At 41.5% G+C, this 16,697-nt stretch carries 18 protein-coding genes; 15 read left to right on the top strand and 3 right to left on the bottom strand.

Translation table 11 applies throughout. From position 1 onward, the window contains the following. Positions 1 to 19: 19 nt before the first annotated feature. Positions 20 to 595, top strand: coding sequence for a 16S rRNA (guanine(966)-N(2))-methyltransferase RsmD (gene rsmD / locus ACYP5M_RS21880; RefSeq protein WP_034313946.1), 576 nt, complete (start codon positions 20 to 22; stop codon positions 593 to 595). After that, complete coding sequence (gene coaD, locus ACYP5M_RS21875; RefSeq protein WP_098865200.1) at positions 596 to 1,087, top strand: pantetheine-phosphate adenylyltransferase; 492 nt, start codon at positions 596 to 598, stop codon at positions 1,085 to 1,087. It begins immediately after the preceding gene. 41 nt (positions 1,088 to 1,128) lie between these two features. Here the strand turns inward: coaD and ylbJ are convergent, their stop codons facing one another. Then, a complete protein-coding gene (ylbJ, locus tag ACYP5M_RS21870) occupies positions 1,129 to 2,346 on the bottom strand; it encodes a sporulation integral membrane protein YlbJ (RefSeq protein ID WP_459735516.1) in 1,218 nt (405 codons plus the stop codon). Positions 2,347 to 2,655: 309 nt separating this feature from the next. On the opposite strand from ylbJ, the gene ACYP5M_RS21865 reads away from it, so the two are divergent. Both ACYP5M_RS21865 and ACYP5M_RS21860 read left to right on the top strand, forming a co-directional pair. Further along, positions 2,656 to 3,453 carry a patatin-like phospholipase family protein gene (locus ACYP5M_RS21865; protein WP_101224567.1) on the top strand — a complete coding sequence of 266 codons (798 nt, stop codon included), beginning with the start codon at positions 2,656 to 2,658 and terminating at the stop codon, positions 3,451 to 3,453. Next, positions 3,443 to 4,468, top strand: coding sequence for a SepM family pheromone-processing serine protease (locus ACYP5M_RS21860; protein ID WP_459735515.1), 1,026 nt, complete (start codon positions 3,443 to 3,445; stop codon positions 4,466 to 4,468). Before ACYP5M_RS21865 ends, ACYP5M_RS21860 begins: the two co-directional genes overlap by 11 nt. A gap of 78 nt (positions 4,469 to 4,546) precedes the next feature. Here the strand turns inward: ACYP5M_RS21860 and ACYP5M_RS21855 are convergent, their stop codons facing one another. Further along, on the bottom strand, positions 4,547 to 5,752 hold the full coding sequence (locus tag ACYP5M_RS21855; RefSeq protein WP_459735514.1) for a nucleotidyltransferase: 1,206 nt from the start codon (positions 5,750 to 5,752) through the stop codon (positions 4,547 to 4,549). Between the two features lie 219 nt (positions 5,753 to 5,971). Here ACYP5M_RS21855 and ACYP5M_RS21850 point away from each other — a divergent pair, with 219 nt between their 5' ends. The 4 genes from ACYP5M_RS21850 (at position 5,972) to ACYP5M_RS21835 (ending at position 8,345) form a co-directional block, all read left to right on the top strand. Then, positions 5,972 to 6,493: a YceD family protein gene (locus ACYP5M_RS21850; RefSeq protein WP_098371093.1), complete on the top strand. Its 522-nt coding sequence runs from the start codon at positions 5,972 to 5,974 to the stop codon at positions 6,491 to 6,493. Positions 6,494 to 6,558: 65 nt separating this feature from the next. Then, positions 6,559 to 6,732, top strand: coding sequence for a 50S ribosomal protein L32 (gene rpmF, locus ACYP5M_RS21845; RefSeq protein WP_034313929.1), 174 nt, complete (start codon positions 6,559 to 6,561; stop codon positions 6,730 to 6,732). 70 nt (positions 6,733 to 6,802) lie between these two features. Beyond that, the gene (locus tag ACYP5M_RS21840) at positions 6,803 to 7,645 is read left to right on the top strand and encodes an enoyl-CoA hydratase/isomerase family protein (RefSeq protein WP_459735513.1); all 843 of its coding nucleotides are present in this window, start codon (positions 6,803 to 6,805) and stop codon (positions 7,643 to 7,645) included. Between the two features lie 79 nt (positions 7,646 to 7,724). Next, positions 7,725 to 8,345, top strand: coding sequence for an RsfA family transcriptional regulator (locus tag ACYP5M_RS21835; RefSeq protein ID WP_434169036.1), 621 nt, complete (start codon positions 7,725 to 7,727; stop codon positions 8,343 to 8,345). A 43-nt stretch (positions 8,346 to 8,388) separates the two neighbouring features. Here ACYP5M_RS21835 and ACYP5M_RS21830 read toward each other — a convergent pair whose 3' ends face one another. Further along, positions 8,389 to 8,877, bottom strand: coding sequence for an N-acetyltransferase (locus ACYP5M_RS21830; RefSeq protein ID WP_101224571.1), 489 nt, complete (start codon positions 8,875 to 8,877; stop codon positions 8,389 to 8,391). Between the two features lie 467 nt (positions 8,878 to 9,344). Between ACYP5M_RS21830 and ACYP5M_RS21825 the strand changes: the two genes are divergently transcribed. The 7 genes from ACYP5M_RS21825 (at position 9,345) to ACYP5M_RS21795 (ending at position 16,668) form a co-directional block, all read left to right on the top strand. After that, positions 9,345 to 10,229, top strand: coding sequence for a 2-dehydropantoate 2-reductase (locus ACYP5M_RS21825; RefSeq protein WP_434169037.1), 885 nt, complete (start codon positions 9,345 to 9,347; stop codon positions 10,227 to 10,229). Positions 10,230 to 10,233: 4 nt separating this feature from the next. Further along, on the top strand, positions 10,234 to 10,626 hold the full coding sequence (locus tag ACYP5M_RS21820; RefSeq protein ID WP_101224573.1) for a DUF3397 domain-containing protein: 393 nt from the start codon (positions 10,234 to 10,236) through the stop codon (positions 10,624 to 10,626). Between the two features lie 109 nt (positions 10,627 to 10,735). Then, complete coding sequence (gene bshC, locus ACYP5M_RS21815; protein ID WP_459735512.1) at positions 10,736 to 12,364, top strand: bacillithiol biosynthesis cysteine-adding enzyme BshC; 1,629 nt, start codon at positions 10,736 to 10,738, stop codon at positions 12,362 to 12,364. A 343-nt stretch (positions 12,365 to 12,707) separates the two neighbouring features. Beyond that, a complete protein-coding gene (gene mraZ / locus ACYP5M_RS21810) occupies positions 12,708 to 13,139 on the top strand; it encodes a division/cell wall cluster transcriptional repressor MraZ (RefSeq protein WP_034313914.1) in 432 nt (143 codons plus the stop codon). A gap of 52 nt (positions 13,140 to 13,191) precedes the next feature. Beyond that, positions 13,192 to 14,124: a 16S rRNA (cytosine(1402)-N(4))-methyltransferase RsmH gene (gene rsmH, locus ACYP5M_RS21805; RefSeq protein ID WP_101224575.1), complete on the top strand. Its 933-nt coding sequence runs from the start codon at positions 13,192 to 13,194 to the stop codon at positions 14,122 to 14,124. Positions 14,125 to 14,155: 31 nt separating this feature from the next. Next, on the top strand, positions 14,156 to 14,512 hold the full coding sequence (ftsL, locus tag ACYP5M_RS21800; protein ID WP_101224576.1) for a cell division protein FtsL: 357 nt from the start codon (positions 14,156 to 14,158) through the stop codon (positions 14,510 to 14,512). Positions 14,513 to 14,514: 2 nt separating this feature from the next. After that, a complete protein-coding gene (locus tag ACYP5M_RS21795) occupies positions 14,515 to 16,668 on the top strand; it encodes a penicillin-binding protein (RefSeq protein WP_232782994.1) in 2,154 nt (717 codons plus the stop codon). Positions 16,669 to 16,697 lie beyond the last annotated feature (29 nt).

Raw genomic sequence — 16,697 nt, 5'->3', positions numbered from 1 at the left:
ATAAAATGTGGTGAGGATTATGAGGGTCGTTTCCGGAATTTGCAAAGGAAGACCACTTAAGGCTGTACCGGGTACAGGAACCCGGCCGACTACTGATAAAGTCAAGGAATCCATTTTCAATATGATTGGTCCTTATTTCGAAGGAGGGCTGGTCCTCGACTTGTTTGCCGGGAGCGGTGGACTGGGAATTGAAGCGTTAAGCAGAGGCATGGATAAAGCCATATTTGTCGACCGGGATTTTAAAGCAAATCAAACGGTTAAGGCCAATTTGGAACTATGCAAGTTTTCAGACCGTGCAGAAGTTTATAAAAATGATTCAGAGCGTGCACTGAAGGCTTTGGTGAAAAGGGAAATGACTTTTGAATTGATTTTTCTTGATCCACCTTATAAGAAACAAAAGCTAGTCGAGATTCTTGAAGAAATACATAAATACCGATTGCTGAACGATATGGGATACATTGTTTGTGAGCATGGCCATGATGTTACATTGCCAGAAAAAGTTGGTGACTTTACCGTTAAGAGAAAAGAAGTTTATGGCGTCATTGCCGTTACGATTTATCAATGGGGAAATGTACACGAACAGGGGGAACTATGAATGTCCAAAATAGCGATTTGTCCGGGGAGTTTTGATCCAATAACATTTGGTCATCTTGATATCATTCAAAGGGGAGCGAATGTTTTTGATGAGGTATATGTGGTCATCGTGAACAATTCAGCGAAAAATTCACTTTTTACAGTGGAGGAGAGACTGGAATTGATTACTGAGGCGACTGCCCATATGCCGAATGTTAAAGTGGATTTCTATCAGGGATTGACGGTCGACTATGCTGAAAGCGTTTCCGCGAATGCCATTATCAGGGGATTGAGGGCGACTTCCGACTTTGAATACGAAATGCAGGGAACCTCGATGAACCGATTCCTAAACAATAAAATAGAGTCATTCTTTATCATGACGAAAAATCAATATTCTTTCTTGAGTTCAAGTATCGTGAAAGAGGTAGCGAAGTATGGCGGAGATATCTCCGAACTAGTGCCAAACGTCGTCCAGAAAGCCCTGGCCAAAAAGTACGAGGAACTGAAAGGATAGAAAAAAGAGCATTGCCTACGCGCAATGCTCTTTTTTTCGGTTTAAGAAAGGCCTTTGAATAGCCTTTTGGTAAATATGATGATGTATAGGATCAAGAACAAGAGTGTTAAAATGGGGCCGAAATCAAGCATGTTCTGATATAGGGAATTCACGTGTTCACCGGATCCGCTGACTGGGAATGCGTTTAACGGGCTGCCGCTGTACATCTTGCCTTTATAGAATGGCTCCCAAAGCAAGATGGTAATAATGGATGCCAAAAGGCCATGTGCTATCCTAGCAAGAAAAAAGGGAGTGAAACGAATGTCTGTTGCGGCTATGATGCTGGCAACCTGCGCTTGAATGCTAAAACCGTTGAAAGCTAAGATGAAACTAGTCATCACAGTTTGCTGAAAGAGTGTCGCATCTTCGACCGTACTGGTTAATTTTGAACCAAGAGTCATTTCAAACATGCCTGATATGAAGGGGAGGCTTAAGGAATCCGGGAAATTAAAAATATGTAAAATTCCTCCGACCCACGATGCTAGCAATCCGGTAATGTTCATGTGAAATAAAAGCTTGTTCACCACCGAAAAGAGAATGATGAATCCCCCGATCATTAATAGGGTTTGGATGGATGAGAGTACCGCATCTCCAAGTAAACTGCCAAATGGTCTTGTTTCTTTTATTCTGGTTCGATGCATTTGGCTAAAAGCTTGTCTTATGGAGGGGAGCTTGGTCATTACTTTAGTATGCGATTTTTCTTCTTTCCAACGGTAAAAACGCATGATGATGCCTACGCAAAAATTTCCTAGGTAGTGGGAAAGTGCAAGGATGATCCCTAAATGAGGATTGTGGAAAAACCCTACGGCAACGGCAACGAACAGGAACAAGGGATTAGATGAATTAGTAAAACAAACGAGTCTTTCGGCTTCAATGCGGGTCAATTGTTCTTCCTGACGAAGCCTCACGGTGAATTTCGCTCCAGCTGGAAATCCTGATGCAAGTCCCATCGCCCAAACGAAACCGCCCACTCCTGGTACACGGAATAAGGGACGCATAAATGGTTCTAGCATGACACCAATGAACCTGACAACCCCAAAACTGATTAATAACTCCGAGAAAATCAAGAAAGGTAAAAGCGAAGGAAACACAATTGTCCACCAAATATTGAGTCCGCCTTTGGAAGCTTCAAAGGATTCTTGGGGGAAGATGATCAAGCCAACTGCCATCATCGTGACGGAGGTAGCTAACAGTACTGTTTTAGATTTTGATTTTAGCAAAATTCAGCCTCCTCTTGAAGGTTACTAAATAAGGGCAGTTCGTTTCGTATATAATAAAATATGAACTTCCTTTTCTCGAAAAGTAAGCGCATGATGAAATGTGGATTGTTCCGTCATGTATAAATGAGGATGTTCCTCACAATGGAATTTCAATGAAACCCTGCACTTTATTGGCTGGCATAGTTTATATCTGCCATGCTTGTTTCACTGTCAATATAAATAATATGCTTCTATAAATCCGTTTAAGACCATAACTTTGAATGAGTGTTATTTCAATATTTTGAACTAGTTATAGCGGGAGGGATATCTTTGTCGAAACCAAAAGTCGGGCTTGCACTTGGGTCAGGAGGAGCTAGGGGGTTTGCACATATTGGCGTGATAAAGGTATTACAGCAAGAAGGCATTCCGATAGATATGATTGCTGGAAGCAGCATGGGAGCTATGGTTGCAGCCTTTTATGGAGCGGGTTCGGATATCGAGAGGCTGTATAAGTTGTCCCGTGCATTTAAGCGAAAGTATTATTTAGACTTCACCATACCTAAAATGGGCTTCATTTCGGGTAAACGGACAAAGGATTTAATCAGGGTATTTACATATGGCAAGAAATTTGAAGAACTTGATATTCCTGTGGCGGTCGTCGCCACTGATATAAAAACTGGGGAAAAAGTCATTTTTCAGGAAGGCCCAATCGCACCGGCTGTAAGGGCAAGCATTTCCATTCCCGGCATTTTCATTCCCGAAAAAATCGGAAACAGACTGCTTGTTGATGGCGGCGTTGTTGACAGGGTTCCTGTTTCAGTCGTGAAGGATATGGGAGCAGACATCATAATTGGTGTGGATGTAGCCCACGTGAAACAGGATATGGAGATAAACTCCATCTATGATGTCATCATGCAAAGCCTCGATATCCTGCAAATGGAACTTGTTAAAAGCAGGGAGTTTGCTTCAGACGTCATGATACGCCCCAGGGTTGAGAAATACAGCTCTAAATCATTTACAAACGTTCAGGAAATAATTAGTATTGGAGAAGAAGCTGCAAGAGGAAAGATAGATCAAATTAAGCAGTGTATTGTTACTTGGAAGGAGTCCTTTGAAGATGAGCCGTAAAATATATGTACGCACTTTCCTGGTGGTGGCTATACTTCTCATAGCATCAGCCCTTTATTCCCTACCTTTTTATGTATCAAAACCAGGAATGGCTAAAGAATTGGAGCCAATCATTGAGGTATCCGGAGGAGATGAAGCAAAAGGAAGCTTTATGTTAACCACTGTAAGGATGGGCCGGGCGAATATATATTCCTATATGCTGGCGAAATGGAGCAAATATCAGGAGCTTTATCCGGAAACCTCCATTCGAAGCGAAGATGAAACAGATGAAGAATATAATATCAGGCAGCTGCACTTAATGGATGGTTCTAAAAATAATGCCATTCAGATCGCATATGAAAAAGCAGGGAAAGAAGTCGATTACGAGTACCTGGGTGTATATGTTTTGGACGTGCTAAAAGGAATGCCGGCATCTAAAGAACTGAAAGCGGGCGATCAAATCATACAGGTCGATGACGTTAAATTCAAGTCTGCACAGGAATTCATGGACTACATTAACGGAAAAAAGGCTGGAGATGAAGTGAAAATAGTGTATAAGCGGGAAGAGACGGAGAAAACGGCCGTTCTTTCATTGCAGCCTTTTAAAAATGACCCAAATAGGGTCGGAATAGGCATTTCGCTGGATGACAATCGAAAAGTGATCACAAAACCGGCGATTGCCATAGATTCAGAACAAATAGGCGGTCCTTCGGCTGGTTTAATGTTTTCATTGGAGATTTATAATCAATTAACAAAAGGCGATCTTACAAGTGGCTATGACATAGCGGGTACGGGAACGATGTCTGATGATGGGACAGTCGGTCCAATTGGCGGAATTCAACAGAAAATAGTTGCAGCCGATAAATCTGGAGCGGAAATATTCTTTGCCCCAAATGAAAACGGAGCAGCAGGTTCGAATTATGAAGATGCACTCATTGCAGCAAAGGATATCGACACGGATATGAAGATCGTACCGGTTGACAACTTCGATGATGCAATAGCCTATTTAACGAAGCTGAAAGGAAAGGAAAAATGAAAAAAAGCGCAGGCAGTCAACTACTGTTTGCGCTTTTTTTTACTATTAAGGATGGAAGGGCCAAGCTTAAACCTTTCTTCATTTGAAAATGATGGGGGATTCATATTCCCGTTTCATCAAGGCAGCCTGATACGGTTCGGACAAGCCAAGTGCATACACCTGTGCCGCTTGCAAGTCCGTATCGATGTCCTGCTTCTGATAGGACGAAAGTTTAGAGATGAGCGGGAGGGGTAAGCCTTTTTTTACATTGCTAAGGTATTCTTGTCCCCGGCCATTCATGCCAAGAAGTCTGATATAGGCTGGTTGTTCATTGTGAATCATCTGTTCTTTTAATGTATGGGTCAGTATGTGGACGCACATCCGCTGTAGTCGTGTCCATGTGTAGCGTTTTGTCTTCAGATCTGCCATGAATCCAGAAAAGCTCGAAGATTGTTTGGCCATCTCCTTTATTCGGTGTTCTATGCCTTCCTCGATTTCGTATATCCCTGCCAATTCGATTAAAGAGGAAGAAAGGATTCGGTATTTCAAAAGGGACCAATACATTTCCCAGTCATGCAAGGCTTGGTAGCGCGTTAAATATTGCTCAAGACCATTCATTGTCGGCTGAGGAATATAACTGGAAATAGGATTTAATTCCCTGTGTTCATGAATGGCTTTACGTATCCCCGTTGCGCTGGCAATAGGGTCTTTGGACAACTTTGTTTCATGGTATCCGGCAGCGACCCTTTGAATCGTATAAGGGCGAATGGAGTAGCCATTTGATAGGGCAGCACTTACATATTCCTTTCCAAGAATATTATTTGGCTTCGTCAAATCCAATGCCGCCTCATCATTGATGATCGAACGATAAGCCTGGGCAGCACTGGCCGGATAACTATTACCGGCATCCATAGCCGATTTAATTGCAGTATTGAATTCATCGGAATTATCCGAAAGAATTCTGTGTGCGGTGATGAATGGTTCAATTCGGCCATCTTCGCTTCCGAAGCAAAAGGAGTCACAGCCAAGGGATTCCAAAAGGGAAATAGATCCTTTTGCAAATATCTCCGCCTTCTGTGTCGCGAAAGCATAGGGAAGTTCAATGACAAGATCTATGCCGCCATTCAAGGCCATTTCGGCACGGGTCCACTTGCTGACGATAGCGGGCTCGCCGCGCTGTAAAAAGGGCCCGCTCATGACAGCCACCACTACATCTGCCCCTGTTTTTTCTCTACTTTCTCTTGCATGTAAAACATGTCCATTATGAAAAGGGTTATATTCGACTACTAAACCGCAAGCTTTCATTTGATCACCTCAGAGAAAAACTTTGTATTTTATCAACTTAGTGCTAAAATAGTATTTCAAGTAAAATAACTATAAGTATTCGTCCGGATTTTTTTGTTTGTAATGATTCTTAAACCTAGACAATCAGTTAGGATGACTACATTATAGTGTAAAGAAAAAATATTGACAAACTTATAATTGAAAGCTATAATTATTTTTGTTGCCTTGAGGTGATTTCAATTGAAATGGACGATTAGTCAACTTCAAAAAATTCGGGACAAAGATTTACGGTTTGATGAACTGGTGGATGTCTTGGACATTAGAGAAAGAGACCCGCAAATTCGCGATGTTTCTCCGATCAGAGTAGCAGGAAGAGCTGATATCAGCTCGACCGAGATTACTTTTCACTTGCATCTTTCAGGTGAATTAACATTACCTTGCTCCCGTACACTGGTAGACGTTAAATATCCGATTGATATTGATACAAAGGAAACCTTTCTTTTAAAGGCAGATGGCGCCGATTTCTACGGAGACGATGTCACTGTTGTGGAAGGTGACGTTGTAGACTTAATACCGGTAATTAAAGAAAATTTATTGCTAGAAATTCCGATGCAGGTTTTTTGTGAGGATGTCGATTCGAATGAAGCTGCTCCTCAATCCGGAAAAGACTGGGCTGTTATTTCTGAAGAGGAAAATGAGCATAAGGTTGATCCGAGATTTGCAAAGCTTGCCGACTTTTTTGACAACAATAAAGAATCTTGATTGGAACGAAAAATCGTTAATCCGATTTTTCCAGCTTTTTTATATTTTTTAAGGAGGTGGGAATAATGGCTGTACCTTTTAGAAGAACGTCGAAAACTGTAAAAAGAAAACGTCGTACACACTTCAAGCTTCAAGTACCTGGTATGGTAGAATGCCCGAGCTGTGGTGGAATGACTCTTTCACATCACGTTTGTAAAGAATGTGGAACATATAAAGGAAAAGAAGTTGTCGCAAAATAATTTCTTGACCTACTTGAGAGCTTTGCTTTCTTGATGCAACACGCTAATCAAAGCGCAGGGATTTTTCTCTGTGCTTTTTTTACAAATATATTTGGCAGAATATTTTGAATCATCTATGTTTGCCGATGGTTTCGGAGATGGTGTTTACGTGGATCAAGTAATTAATGTTGAAAAGGATGAACGCGGTTTCATGAAGCTCCTGTTTAATAGACCGGAGAAAAGGAACGCCGTGAATTATCAATTGATGGACGAACTCGAGTCGATATTGTCAGAAGCTGCATGCGATGATGAAGTTAAGTTGCTGGTCCTGACAGGGGCGGGCTCCGAGGCATTCTGTTCAGGCGGGGATCTAAGGGAATTTCAGGATTTGCGTTCAGAAGAAGAGGCCTTTGCTATGTTATCGAAAATGGGTGAAATTCTGTATAAACTAGCAGTTTTCCCAAAACCAACAATAGCGCTCATCAATGGAAGTGCTTTAGGCGGTGGATGCGAAATTGCGACAGCTTGTGATTTCAGATTAGCAAAGAGGGAAGTTAAGCTGGGGTTTGTACAAGGTACTCTGGGAATAACGACAGGCTGGGGCGGAGCTTCACTTTTACTTGAAAAAATATCAGGGCAAAAAGCGCTAAAGCTATTATTGGATGCAAAAATACATAAAGCCGAGGAAGCAAAGGAATTGGGTTTCGTAGATGAGATAGTCGGAGAAGGTGCCGATGAATGGGAAAGGTTCGCAGAAGATTTTCTTCGCCATGAGACAGGGGTATTGATGGCTTATAAGCGATTGCTGGTCCATAAATGGCAGGGTAGCGGGCTTAGAGGAAGAATGGATGCTGAAATCCGGGAATGTTCTAAACTGTGGGCGAGTGATGAGCATCACGCTGCAGTCGATCGTTTTTTAAATAAGAAAAAATAAATATTACACGCTCTATATATCTTCTATCTTCCCTAGCATGTGCATATTATGAATTAAAACTTGCTAAGGAGGTAGAGAGATGACGATTGCGAGACAAGATGCATGGACTCATGATGAGGATCTGTTGTTGGCTGAAGTGGTGCTAAGGCATATACGAGAAGGCAGTACACAATTAAAGGCGTTTGAAGAAGTGGGGAAACAGCTATCGAGAACATCTGCTGCTTGTGGGTTCCGTTGGAACTCATTTGTAAGGAAGCAATATAAATCAGGGATAGAGCTGGCGAAAAAACAAAGGAAAGAACAGGTGGTCAATAATCCTGAAATGGAAAGGGATTCGGTAGCGGCGGTGGAAAATGTCACGATTGAAGAAAAGCCCCCCCGGCATGAAGATAAAGAATCTATCACCCTTCAGGAAGTTATATTATATTTAACCAAAATGGATGAATTCTTTCAGGTTGATAATAAGGAAAAAGAACTGATTTCTGAGCGGTCCTTATTTCTTGAACAGGAAAATGTCCGATTGCTGGAAGAGAATGCTTTGCTCCAAGAAAACTTGAAAGCTGTTGAGGAAGATTATCGTGCGTTAATGCAGATCATGGAGCGTGCAAGAAAGCTTAGTGTACAAGAGGACGAAAAGACGAATCCGAAGGTGAGTTTCCAAATGGATAAGAATGGTAATTTGGAAAGGGTCAATAAATGAAAAATGCGGGTGGGAAAATCCGCCCGCATTTTTCTTGGTATTCCTATTCCTGCGTATCTATTTCTTTTTTATCTTGTATGTCAAATGGGCTCCAAATCAGCGGGTTTTCTCCAAGGTCCCTGTCCAAATCATAGGAAACAGCAGAAAAGCCCATCTTTTTCCAAAAGTCTTGTGAATGAACTCTTGGGTTGGTTTTGATAGGCATGTTCAGGCTTTTGGCGAATTCAACCAAAGCTCTTCCATAACCTTTTTTCTGATAGTTAGGCAGGACTTCAAGTTTCCAGAGAACAAGGAAGTCCCTAGAATTGTCAAAGTACCGGTCAAATTTAGCGCTTCTTTTATACAGGCTCATGCGGGCTACAAGTTTGTCGCCATAAAAGATTCCGTAAAAAGGTGATTGGCTGTCATTTTCAATGATGTTAGCCTCTAAATCATCGAGCATGGACAGTTCCTGTATCCCGTATTCTTTGAATTTTTTGAATTCCTCAAGCGTTTTAAAATTTACAAGTAATCGTTCAACCTTGTATTCCATAAAAAAGCTCCCCCTTAATTCTGATAAACCTCTTCCGATAGTACCCTTTGAAAGTCATCCCACTGACCTTTACCATGTGGAATTCCAGCTTAGGTTATATCTAGTATGACATCATCGATTTATCCTAGCTGATAAATGCTTATAGCCTTTTATCCCCCGCTCTTTTCCCTTCAAAATTCGTGGGTAGAGATTGGAGTTATCTTTTGTTCCTATAAAGTCTTCAAAATGGCTAAGCTTTTCGTATCTAATATACCATTAAATTAACGCTTAAAGAAGAGAATATATCTTCAATGGCTTATTAATAATTCTTTCCATTGATATTTTATGGCGAGCCTTGTTGATGGCGGGTAAACTCCATGCAATCAGGTTGACGGCGTTTCCAAAGTTGTTGATGTGAAATTGATGCAGGATAAAAAAGATAATGTGATAAAATAGTAAATATATTTCAAAAAGTAAGGAAGGGTATTATGAGAATTGGAATCATTGGGGGAGGGGCCATCGGGCTACTGTTTGCGTCTCATTTAAGTGAGAAACATAGTGTGACTCTCTATACTCATACTGCTGATCAGGCGTCCATCATCCAACGTGATGGAATCCGCCTTATTGCGGGTGGTGAAAGCCGGCTGCTGACAAGCATCATTTCTATGGGGCTGGATGAAGGGATATCGGATGTGGATTTTCTTATATTGGCCGTCAAGCAATATCACTTGCCGCAAATATTGCCTAGAATCAAAGGTATTCAGGTTCCATTGCTATTCTTGCAGAATGGCTATGGGCATATTTCTTATTTAAAGCAGCTTCAATCCCCGAGCATATATGTGGGGGTAGTGGAGCATGGGGCATTGAAACATGACGGGAATACCGTCGAGCATACAGGGCTCGGCATAACAAGGATCGCTTCCTTTAAAGGGGAACTTGAGCAACTATCGTTAGTGGATGAAAGGATCGATCATTTTCCTTTTATGAAGAGTGAGGATTTTCACTCGATGCTGATGGATAAGCTTGTCGTCAATGCAGTGATAAATCCATTAACAGCGATACTTGGCGTGGAAAATGGAGGTTTGATCACCAATCCTTTTTATTACCAATTGTTTCAAGACCTTTTTGAAGAAGTCTCCGGTATTTTGGAAGTTCAAAATAAGGATGAGTCATTCGAAAATGTGAGGTCCGTTTGTATGGCAACAGCTGGAAATCGATCATCGATGCTAAAAGATTTGGAAAATGGCCGTCAAACGGAAATTGATGCCATTTTGGGTCATATCCTCTCGGAGGCAAAGAGCAAAGGGAAAAGTTATTGCCTGACGTCTTCTCTATATAAGATGGTCAAAGGAAAAGAGTCTCAGGGGGGATGAGGATGTGCCGTACGTAGTTTCAAACCTTGCCGCGATATTTATTACCTTGCCTTTCGCAGGGTATATACTTTTTTTTATTAGTGCCAAACAATTCACTGGGAACCATAGGCGCTCCGTTCAATTTGCAATGGACATGAGTACGCTGCTGTTCGTATTATCCGTCCATTATTTGATCATTACGATTTGGGATAAGCAAATTCTTTGGGTGATCATGCTCATAATGATCGTTAACGCATTCTTGGTGGTCCTTGTCCATTACAAGGTAAAAGAAGAAATCATTTTCCATAAGGTATTAAAGGGTTTTTGGAGAGTGAACTTCGCCTTCTTTTTTGTGGCTTACCTTCTATTATTTTCCATTGGTATAATAACAAGTATTACGAAGATATTGACTACATAACATAGAACATCGCATCAATTTTCTGCTGCTGGGCAACTTCTTTTGTTTTCTTAAACCGGAATGTTATACTCTAAAAAGAATTGTAGTTGCAGAGAAAGGGAGAACAGAAATGGAGATGAAAGATCTCGCGTTACCATCTTTAAACCGTTTTGCATCGGACTATTTACAAAACCGTCTTGAAACGGAGGATTATTTTCACTATGACTTAGCAAAGCCTGACATTTATCACAATAGATATAGTGAATTGACGAACCGCTCTTTTTCACGTGATGAATTGTCGGATTACATACAACAATACATGTCTCGTCTTTCATTCAGTGAGGCAGTTAATGGGAATATTGAAAGGTTGCGCAGGGATGATTCCGTGGTTGTGATTGGAGGACAGCAGGCTGGGTTATTATCAGGGCCGCTGTATACCATTCATAAAGTAATTTCGATCATTAAGCTTGCGGAAGAACAGGAAAAAGAATTGGGGCAGCCAGTCATTCCAGTTTTTTGGATAGCTGGAGAAGATCATGATTTAGCTGAAGTCAATCATGTTTATGTCATGAAAAATGGTAAACCCGATAAAAAAACCTATCCTTCCTATCAACCGTATAAAACAATGGTTTCTGACGTGGAGCTGGAAACGGAAAAGGCAGAGAAATGGCTTGAGGAAATCATTGAAACATATGGAGAAACGGCCTTTACGAATAAACTCCTGATTGATATGAAGGAAACCATTAAGCAATCGAATACCTTCGTCGAATTCTTCGCCAGGCTGATTCATGAATGGTTCAAAGAATATGGACTTTTACTAGTCGATGCCGGAGATCCGGAATTAAGGCGAATTGAGAAGGCATATTTTGAATCGATGGTCAATGAAAGTGGACAGATTGCTGAAATGGTCGAGGTACAGCAATCATTCATGCATGCGAAAGGGTATGCAAAAATGATTGAAATGGATAAACAGGCTGCTAATTTATTTTATTATGATCCAGAAAAAAAAGATCGATGTTTACTCGAGCGTGTAGAAGGCGGTTTCAGCGGAAAAAACGGTGAGGTATCATTTACCGAGCTGGAACTCTTGCAGATAGCCAAAAACCATCCGGAACGATTAAGCAACAATGTCATTACACGCCCGCTTATGCAGGAAATGCTTTTCCCTGTATTGGCTTTCGTTTCGGGGCCAGGGGAAATAGCTTATTGGGCAGAATTGAAAAAGGTATTTGAGTTGTTTTCCATGAAGATGCCGCCAATCATTCCTAGGTTAAACATCACGCTGGTGGAGCGCAGTATCCATAGCGATCTTGAAGAAATGGAACTCAGTTTGGAAACTGTTCTGACTGAAGGAACCGCTAATGCGGTGAAAAGTTACCTTGATTCCGTAAAGGATGAGACGATTGACAATCTGTTTGGGACGCTGAAATCGCAGCTTGAAGAGAACCATGAAAAGCTATTTGTCCATGCTGTCTCTTTAGATAGAGGACTTGAGCCGATGTTGAACAAAAACATCGAATTCATCCAAAAGCAATTGAATTTCATGTATGGCAAAATCGGTGACCGTACAAAGGAACGGCATTCGGTCATATTGAAGAAATATGAACGGATAGCAAATTCACTTTACCCTCTTGAATCACCCCAGGAGCGGATTTGGAATGTGTTTTATTACTTGAATCAATATGGGCCAGAGTTCGTTCGGGATATGATGAAACTGGAATACCGGTTCAATAATCAGCATAAATTGATTTTCATTTAGAAAATCATCCGTTTTGGGGAAAAGTGGCGGACTAATCATTTTTTTAATGGGTTGCGACTTACCAATCCTGACGGAGGGATTAAAAAGTAAAAAAAAAGACAGGTGCTAAAGCCTGTCTTTTTTTTGTTTTCTGGGCACTTGTCCGGTAGTCCTTCGACAGTAATAGAGGGTCTGCGTCTTAGTCTGAGTCCATTCGAGGGAAACGCGCGGTTCTTTGAATAATTTGCCTAAATAAACTTAAGAAGAAAAGAAGGGAATTTTTACTTGGAAGGAGAAAGTAAAAACAAGTGGAGAAAGGTGGGGGAATGTGGTACATTGAGATTAGAATGTGGGGGTAGTGGGTATGTTCATGGGAGAGTACCATCATAACATCGATATTAAGGGCCGTTTGATAGTCCCGGTGAAATTCAGGGAAAATCTCGGGGAGCAATTTGTTCTTACCCGCGGACTCGATCAATGTTTATTTGGTTATCCTATGGAAGAGTGGAAGCTGCTTGAAGAAAAGCTGAAAGCCCTGCCTTTAACAAAAAAAGATGCCCGAGCCTTTACCCGTTTTTTCTTTTCTGCAGCTACAGAATGCGAAATTGATAAACAAGGGCGAATTAATATCCCCACGCCGCTTACTTCATATGGCCAATTGGAAAAAGAATGTGTAATTCTTGGTGTTACCAATCGTATTGAGATTTGGAGCAAATCCCTTTGGGAAAACTATTTTTCAGCTTCGGAGGATTCTTTCGCTGAGATAGCAGAAAATATGATTGGCTTTGATATTTAAGGCTGCCCTCAGAAATAGAGTCACTCAATAACCGATTGGAAGGATGTCTAGCATGTTTCAACATACAACAGTGTTATTAAAAGAGACGGTTGATGGATTGAACATCAAACCTGATGGAATTTATGTGGATTGTACTTTAGGAGGAGCCGGTCACAGCGAATACTTGCTTTCACAGCTTTCTGATAAAGGCAGGCTTTATGCTTTTGATCAGGACGAAACGGCAATTCGGAATGCTAAGGAAAAATTGGAAAGCTATGGCGAACGTATTGTTCTTGTTCCTAATAATTTTAAATACTTAAAAGAAGAGTTGAATGCCCGGGGAATCGAGAAAGTGGACGGGATCCTTTATGATTTAGGCGTGTCATCCCCACAATTGGATACACCAGAGCGTGGTTTCAGCTATAACCATGATGCACCCTTGGATATGAGGATGGACCAAAGTGCTGCCATTTCTGCCTATGATGTCGTGAATACTTGGTCATTCCATGATTTGCTGAGAATTTTCTTCCAATATGGAGAAGAAAAGTTTTCGAAACAAATTGCCAGGAAAATTGAAGCGGCACGTGAAATAAAACCGATTGAAACGACGTTCGAGCTTGTGGAGTTAATAAAGGATGGGATACCGGCCCCGGCAAGACGTAAAGGCGGACACCCTGCGAAACGAGTGTTCCAAGCAATAAGAATCGCTGTGAATGACGAACTTGGTGTTTTTGAAGACTCCTTGGAGCAGGCCATATCGCTTTTGGATAAAGAGGGAAGAATATCTGTCATTACATTTCATTCTCTTGAAGATAGAATTTGTAAAACGGTATTTAAAAAGGCCAGTAGCATTCCTGACCTTCCGCCTGGACTTCCAGTTATCCCGGATGAATTCAAGCCAACCATGAAAATAATTACGAGAAAACCGATTTTACCTTCGGAAGAAGAATTGGAAGGGAATAATCGTTCCCGGTCGGCCAAGCTAAGAATCGCCGAAAAGCAATAATTACAGAAAAAAACAGTAAGGGGGAACATGAATGAGTTCCATAGCCAAAAAAATACAAGAACAGCAATATGAAGACCAACAGCAGCAACAGACACATCAAACGGTGGTCATCCGTAAAGCGAAGATATCCATTGGTGAAGTATTCTTACTATGTGCCCTTGCTATCATGGTTACCTTCATGGGAGTGAAAATAGTCTCAAATCAAGCGGCCATCTATGAAACGAATAAAGAGATCCAGCTAGTGGAAACGTCGATTGAAGAACAGGGTAAAGTGAATGATGATTTGAAAGTGCAGGTTGCTGAACTTAGTACATACGAAAGAATTTGGAAAAAAGCTGCAGCGCTAGGGTTCAAGTTAAATGAGAATAATGTGAAGGGTGTGCAGTGATAATGCAGAAACAAAAAAATATGAAGCATGGGGCAGCCGGATTATTCTTCTTATTCGGCCTGCTCTTTTTTGTATTAGTCTGCCGCTTTTTGTATATTCAGGTGACGGGAACAGCAGGCGGGGAGGTACTGGCTTCAAAAATCGACAAGAAATATGAAAAAAAACAGGTCATAGAAGCCAAAAGGGGAAGCATACTCGATACAAAGGGGGAAGTCATCGCCGAGGATACTTCCTCCTATATCTTAAGGGCTGTACTCAGTGAAAAGGAGCCCGAGCATGTCAAGGATCCGGAGATGACCGCTAGTAAGCTTGCAAAATATATCGACATGGATGAACAGGACATTTATGAAAGACTTACGAACGGGGCATACCAGGTGGAATTTGGCAGTGCCGGCAAGGACTTGACTCAGGTCGTCAAGCAGAAAATAGAAAAATTGGAACTGCCGGGAATTACATTCGGAAGAACCAATAAACGTTTCTATCCTAATGGGATTTTCGCCTCCCATCTGATTGGCTATGTAGAAAAGGATGAAGAAACGGAAGAAATGGCTGGTAAGTTCGGCATTGAAAGGTACCTCAATAAAGAATTGCAGGAAACGGATGGGAAGCTGACATATGACAGTGACTCATGGGGCTTCCTTTTACCAGATAAGGAGGAAAAGGTGGTTGCCCCGGATAATGGAAATGATGTCATGCTGACCATCGATAAGAAAATACAAACGTTCTTGGAAGATTCGATGAGCAAAGTGCAGGAAAAATACGATCCCGAACAAATCATAGCGATTGTCTCCAATCCAAAAACGGGGGAGATAGTGGCGATGGGGCAAAGGCCTACCTTCCATCCGACAACGAAAGTCGGGCTTACGGATACATGGCGTAACCTGGCTATTGAAGAAACATTCGAACCGGGTTCAACCATGAAAACATTCACCCTTGCCGCGGCTGTTGAGGAAGGGGTCTTTAATCCGAATGAAAGCTTTGTTGCAGGAACCTACAAAGCCGGATCGGGGAAAATCGGAGATCATAGCGGAATCGAAAGAGGGAAGAGCATGACCTTTCTTGAAGGGGTTCAGCGCTCCTCCAACGTCGCTTTCGCTACACTTGCAATGGATAAAATAGGAGCGGATACTTTTCGTGAGTATTTGACTAAGTTCGGATTTGATAAAAAAACGGGAATTGACCTGCCGAACGAGATAACCGGTAAAATTCAATACAAGTATAAGCTTGAAAAAGTGACTACTGCCTTTGGACAGGGTTCGACCGTTACACCAATTCAACAAATCCAAGCTGCATCCGCAATAGCCAATGACGGAAAAATGATGCGGCCATACGTAATAAAAAGCATCTCCGATCAAGATACCGGAAAAACTTTGAAAACGACAAAACCGAAAGTGACAGGGCAACCGATTTCGGAAGAAACTGCAAAACAGGTACGTGATTATTTGGAAACGGTAATTTCCGCGAAAAAAGGAACTGGGAAAAAATATGCCATTGATGGTTATGAAGTAGCGGGAAAAACCGGTACCGCACAAATTCCAGGTCCGACAGGTAGATATTTAGAAGGGAAAAATAACTATGTATTCTCCTTTTTAGGCATGGCTCCAAAAGATGATCCACAGTTGGTCATGTATGTGGCGGTCAAGCAGCCGAAGTTAGGTGCATCTTATGTTGGGGCTGATCCATTGTCAGAGATATTTAATCCTGTCATGCAAAATAGCCTGCAATATCTAAACATCAAACCTTCTGATGTTAAAAAACAAAAAGCAAATAAAATCAAAGACTATACGAATCAAACCGAGAGTTCAGCTGTCAAAGAACTGAAGGAACTTGGCTATGATGCAAGTACGATCGGAAGTGGGCGTAAAGTACTCGATCAATCACCAAAAGCCGGGAGTATACTCTTACAGGGTGAAAAGATAATACTTCGGACTGAAGGAGAAATGAATGTTCCTGACATGAAGGGATGGTCCCTGCGCGATGTTATGAAATTGGCTAAGGTTGCAAAACTGGATCTGAAAACTGAAGGTGCTGGATATGTGAGTAAACAAAGTCTTGAGGCCGGGAAAAAAGTAAAGGAAGGAGAAACCATCAATATTGAATTATCCCAGCCTGAAGGGGCTGGTGTAGATATACCGACTAAAGAGAAAACAGAGTGAAGATAAAGAGGGGATCCCAAATGGATTCC

This window comes from Peribacillus sp. N1 (genome assembly GCF_054600815.1).
The sequence above is the reverse complement of the archived record's forward strand: the minus strand, read 5'-3'. Positions and strand labels throughout refer to the sequence as shown.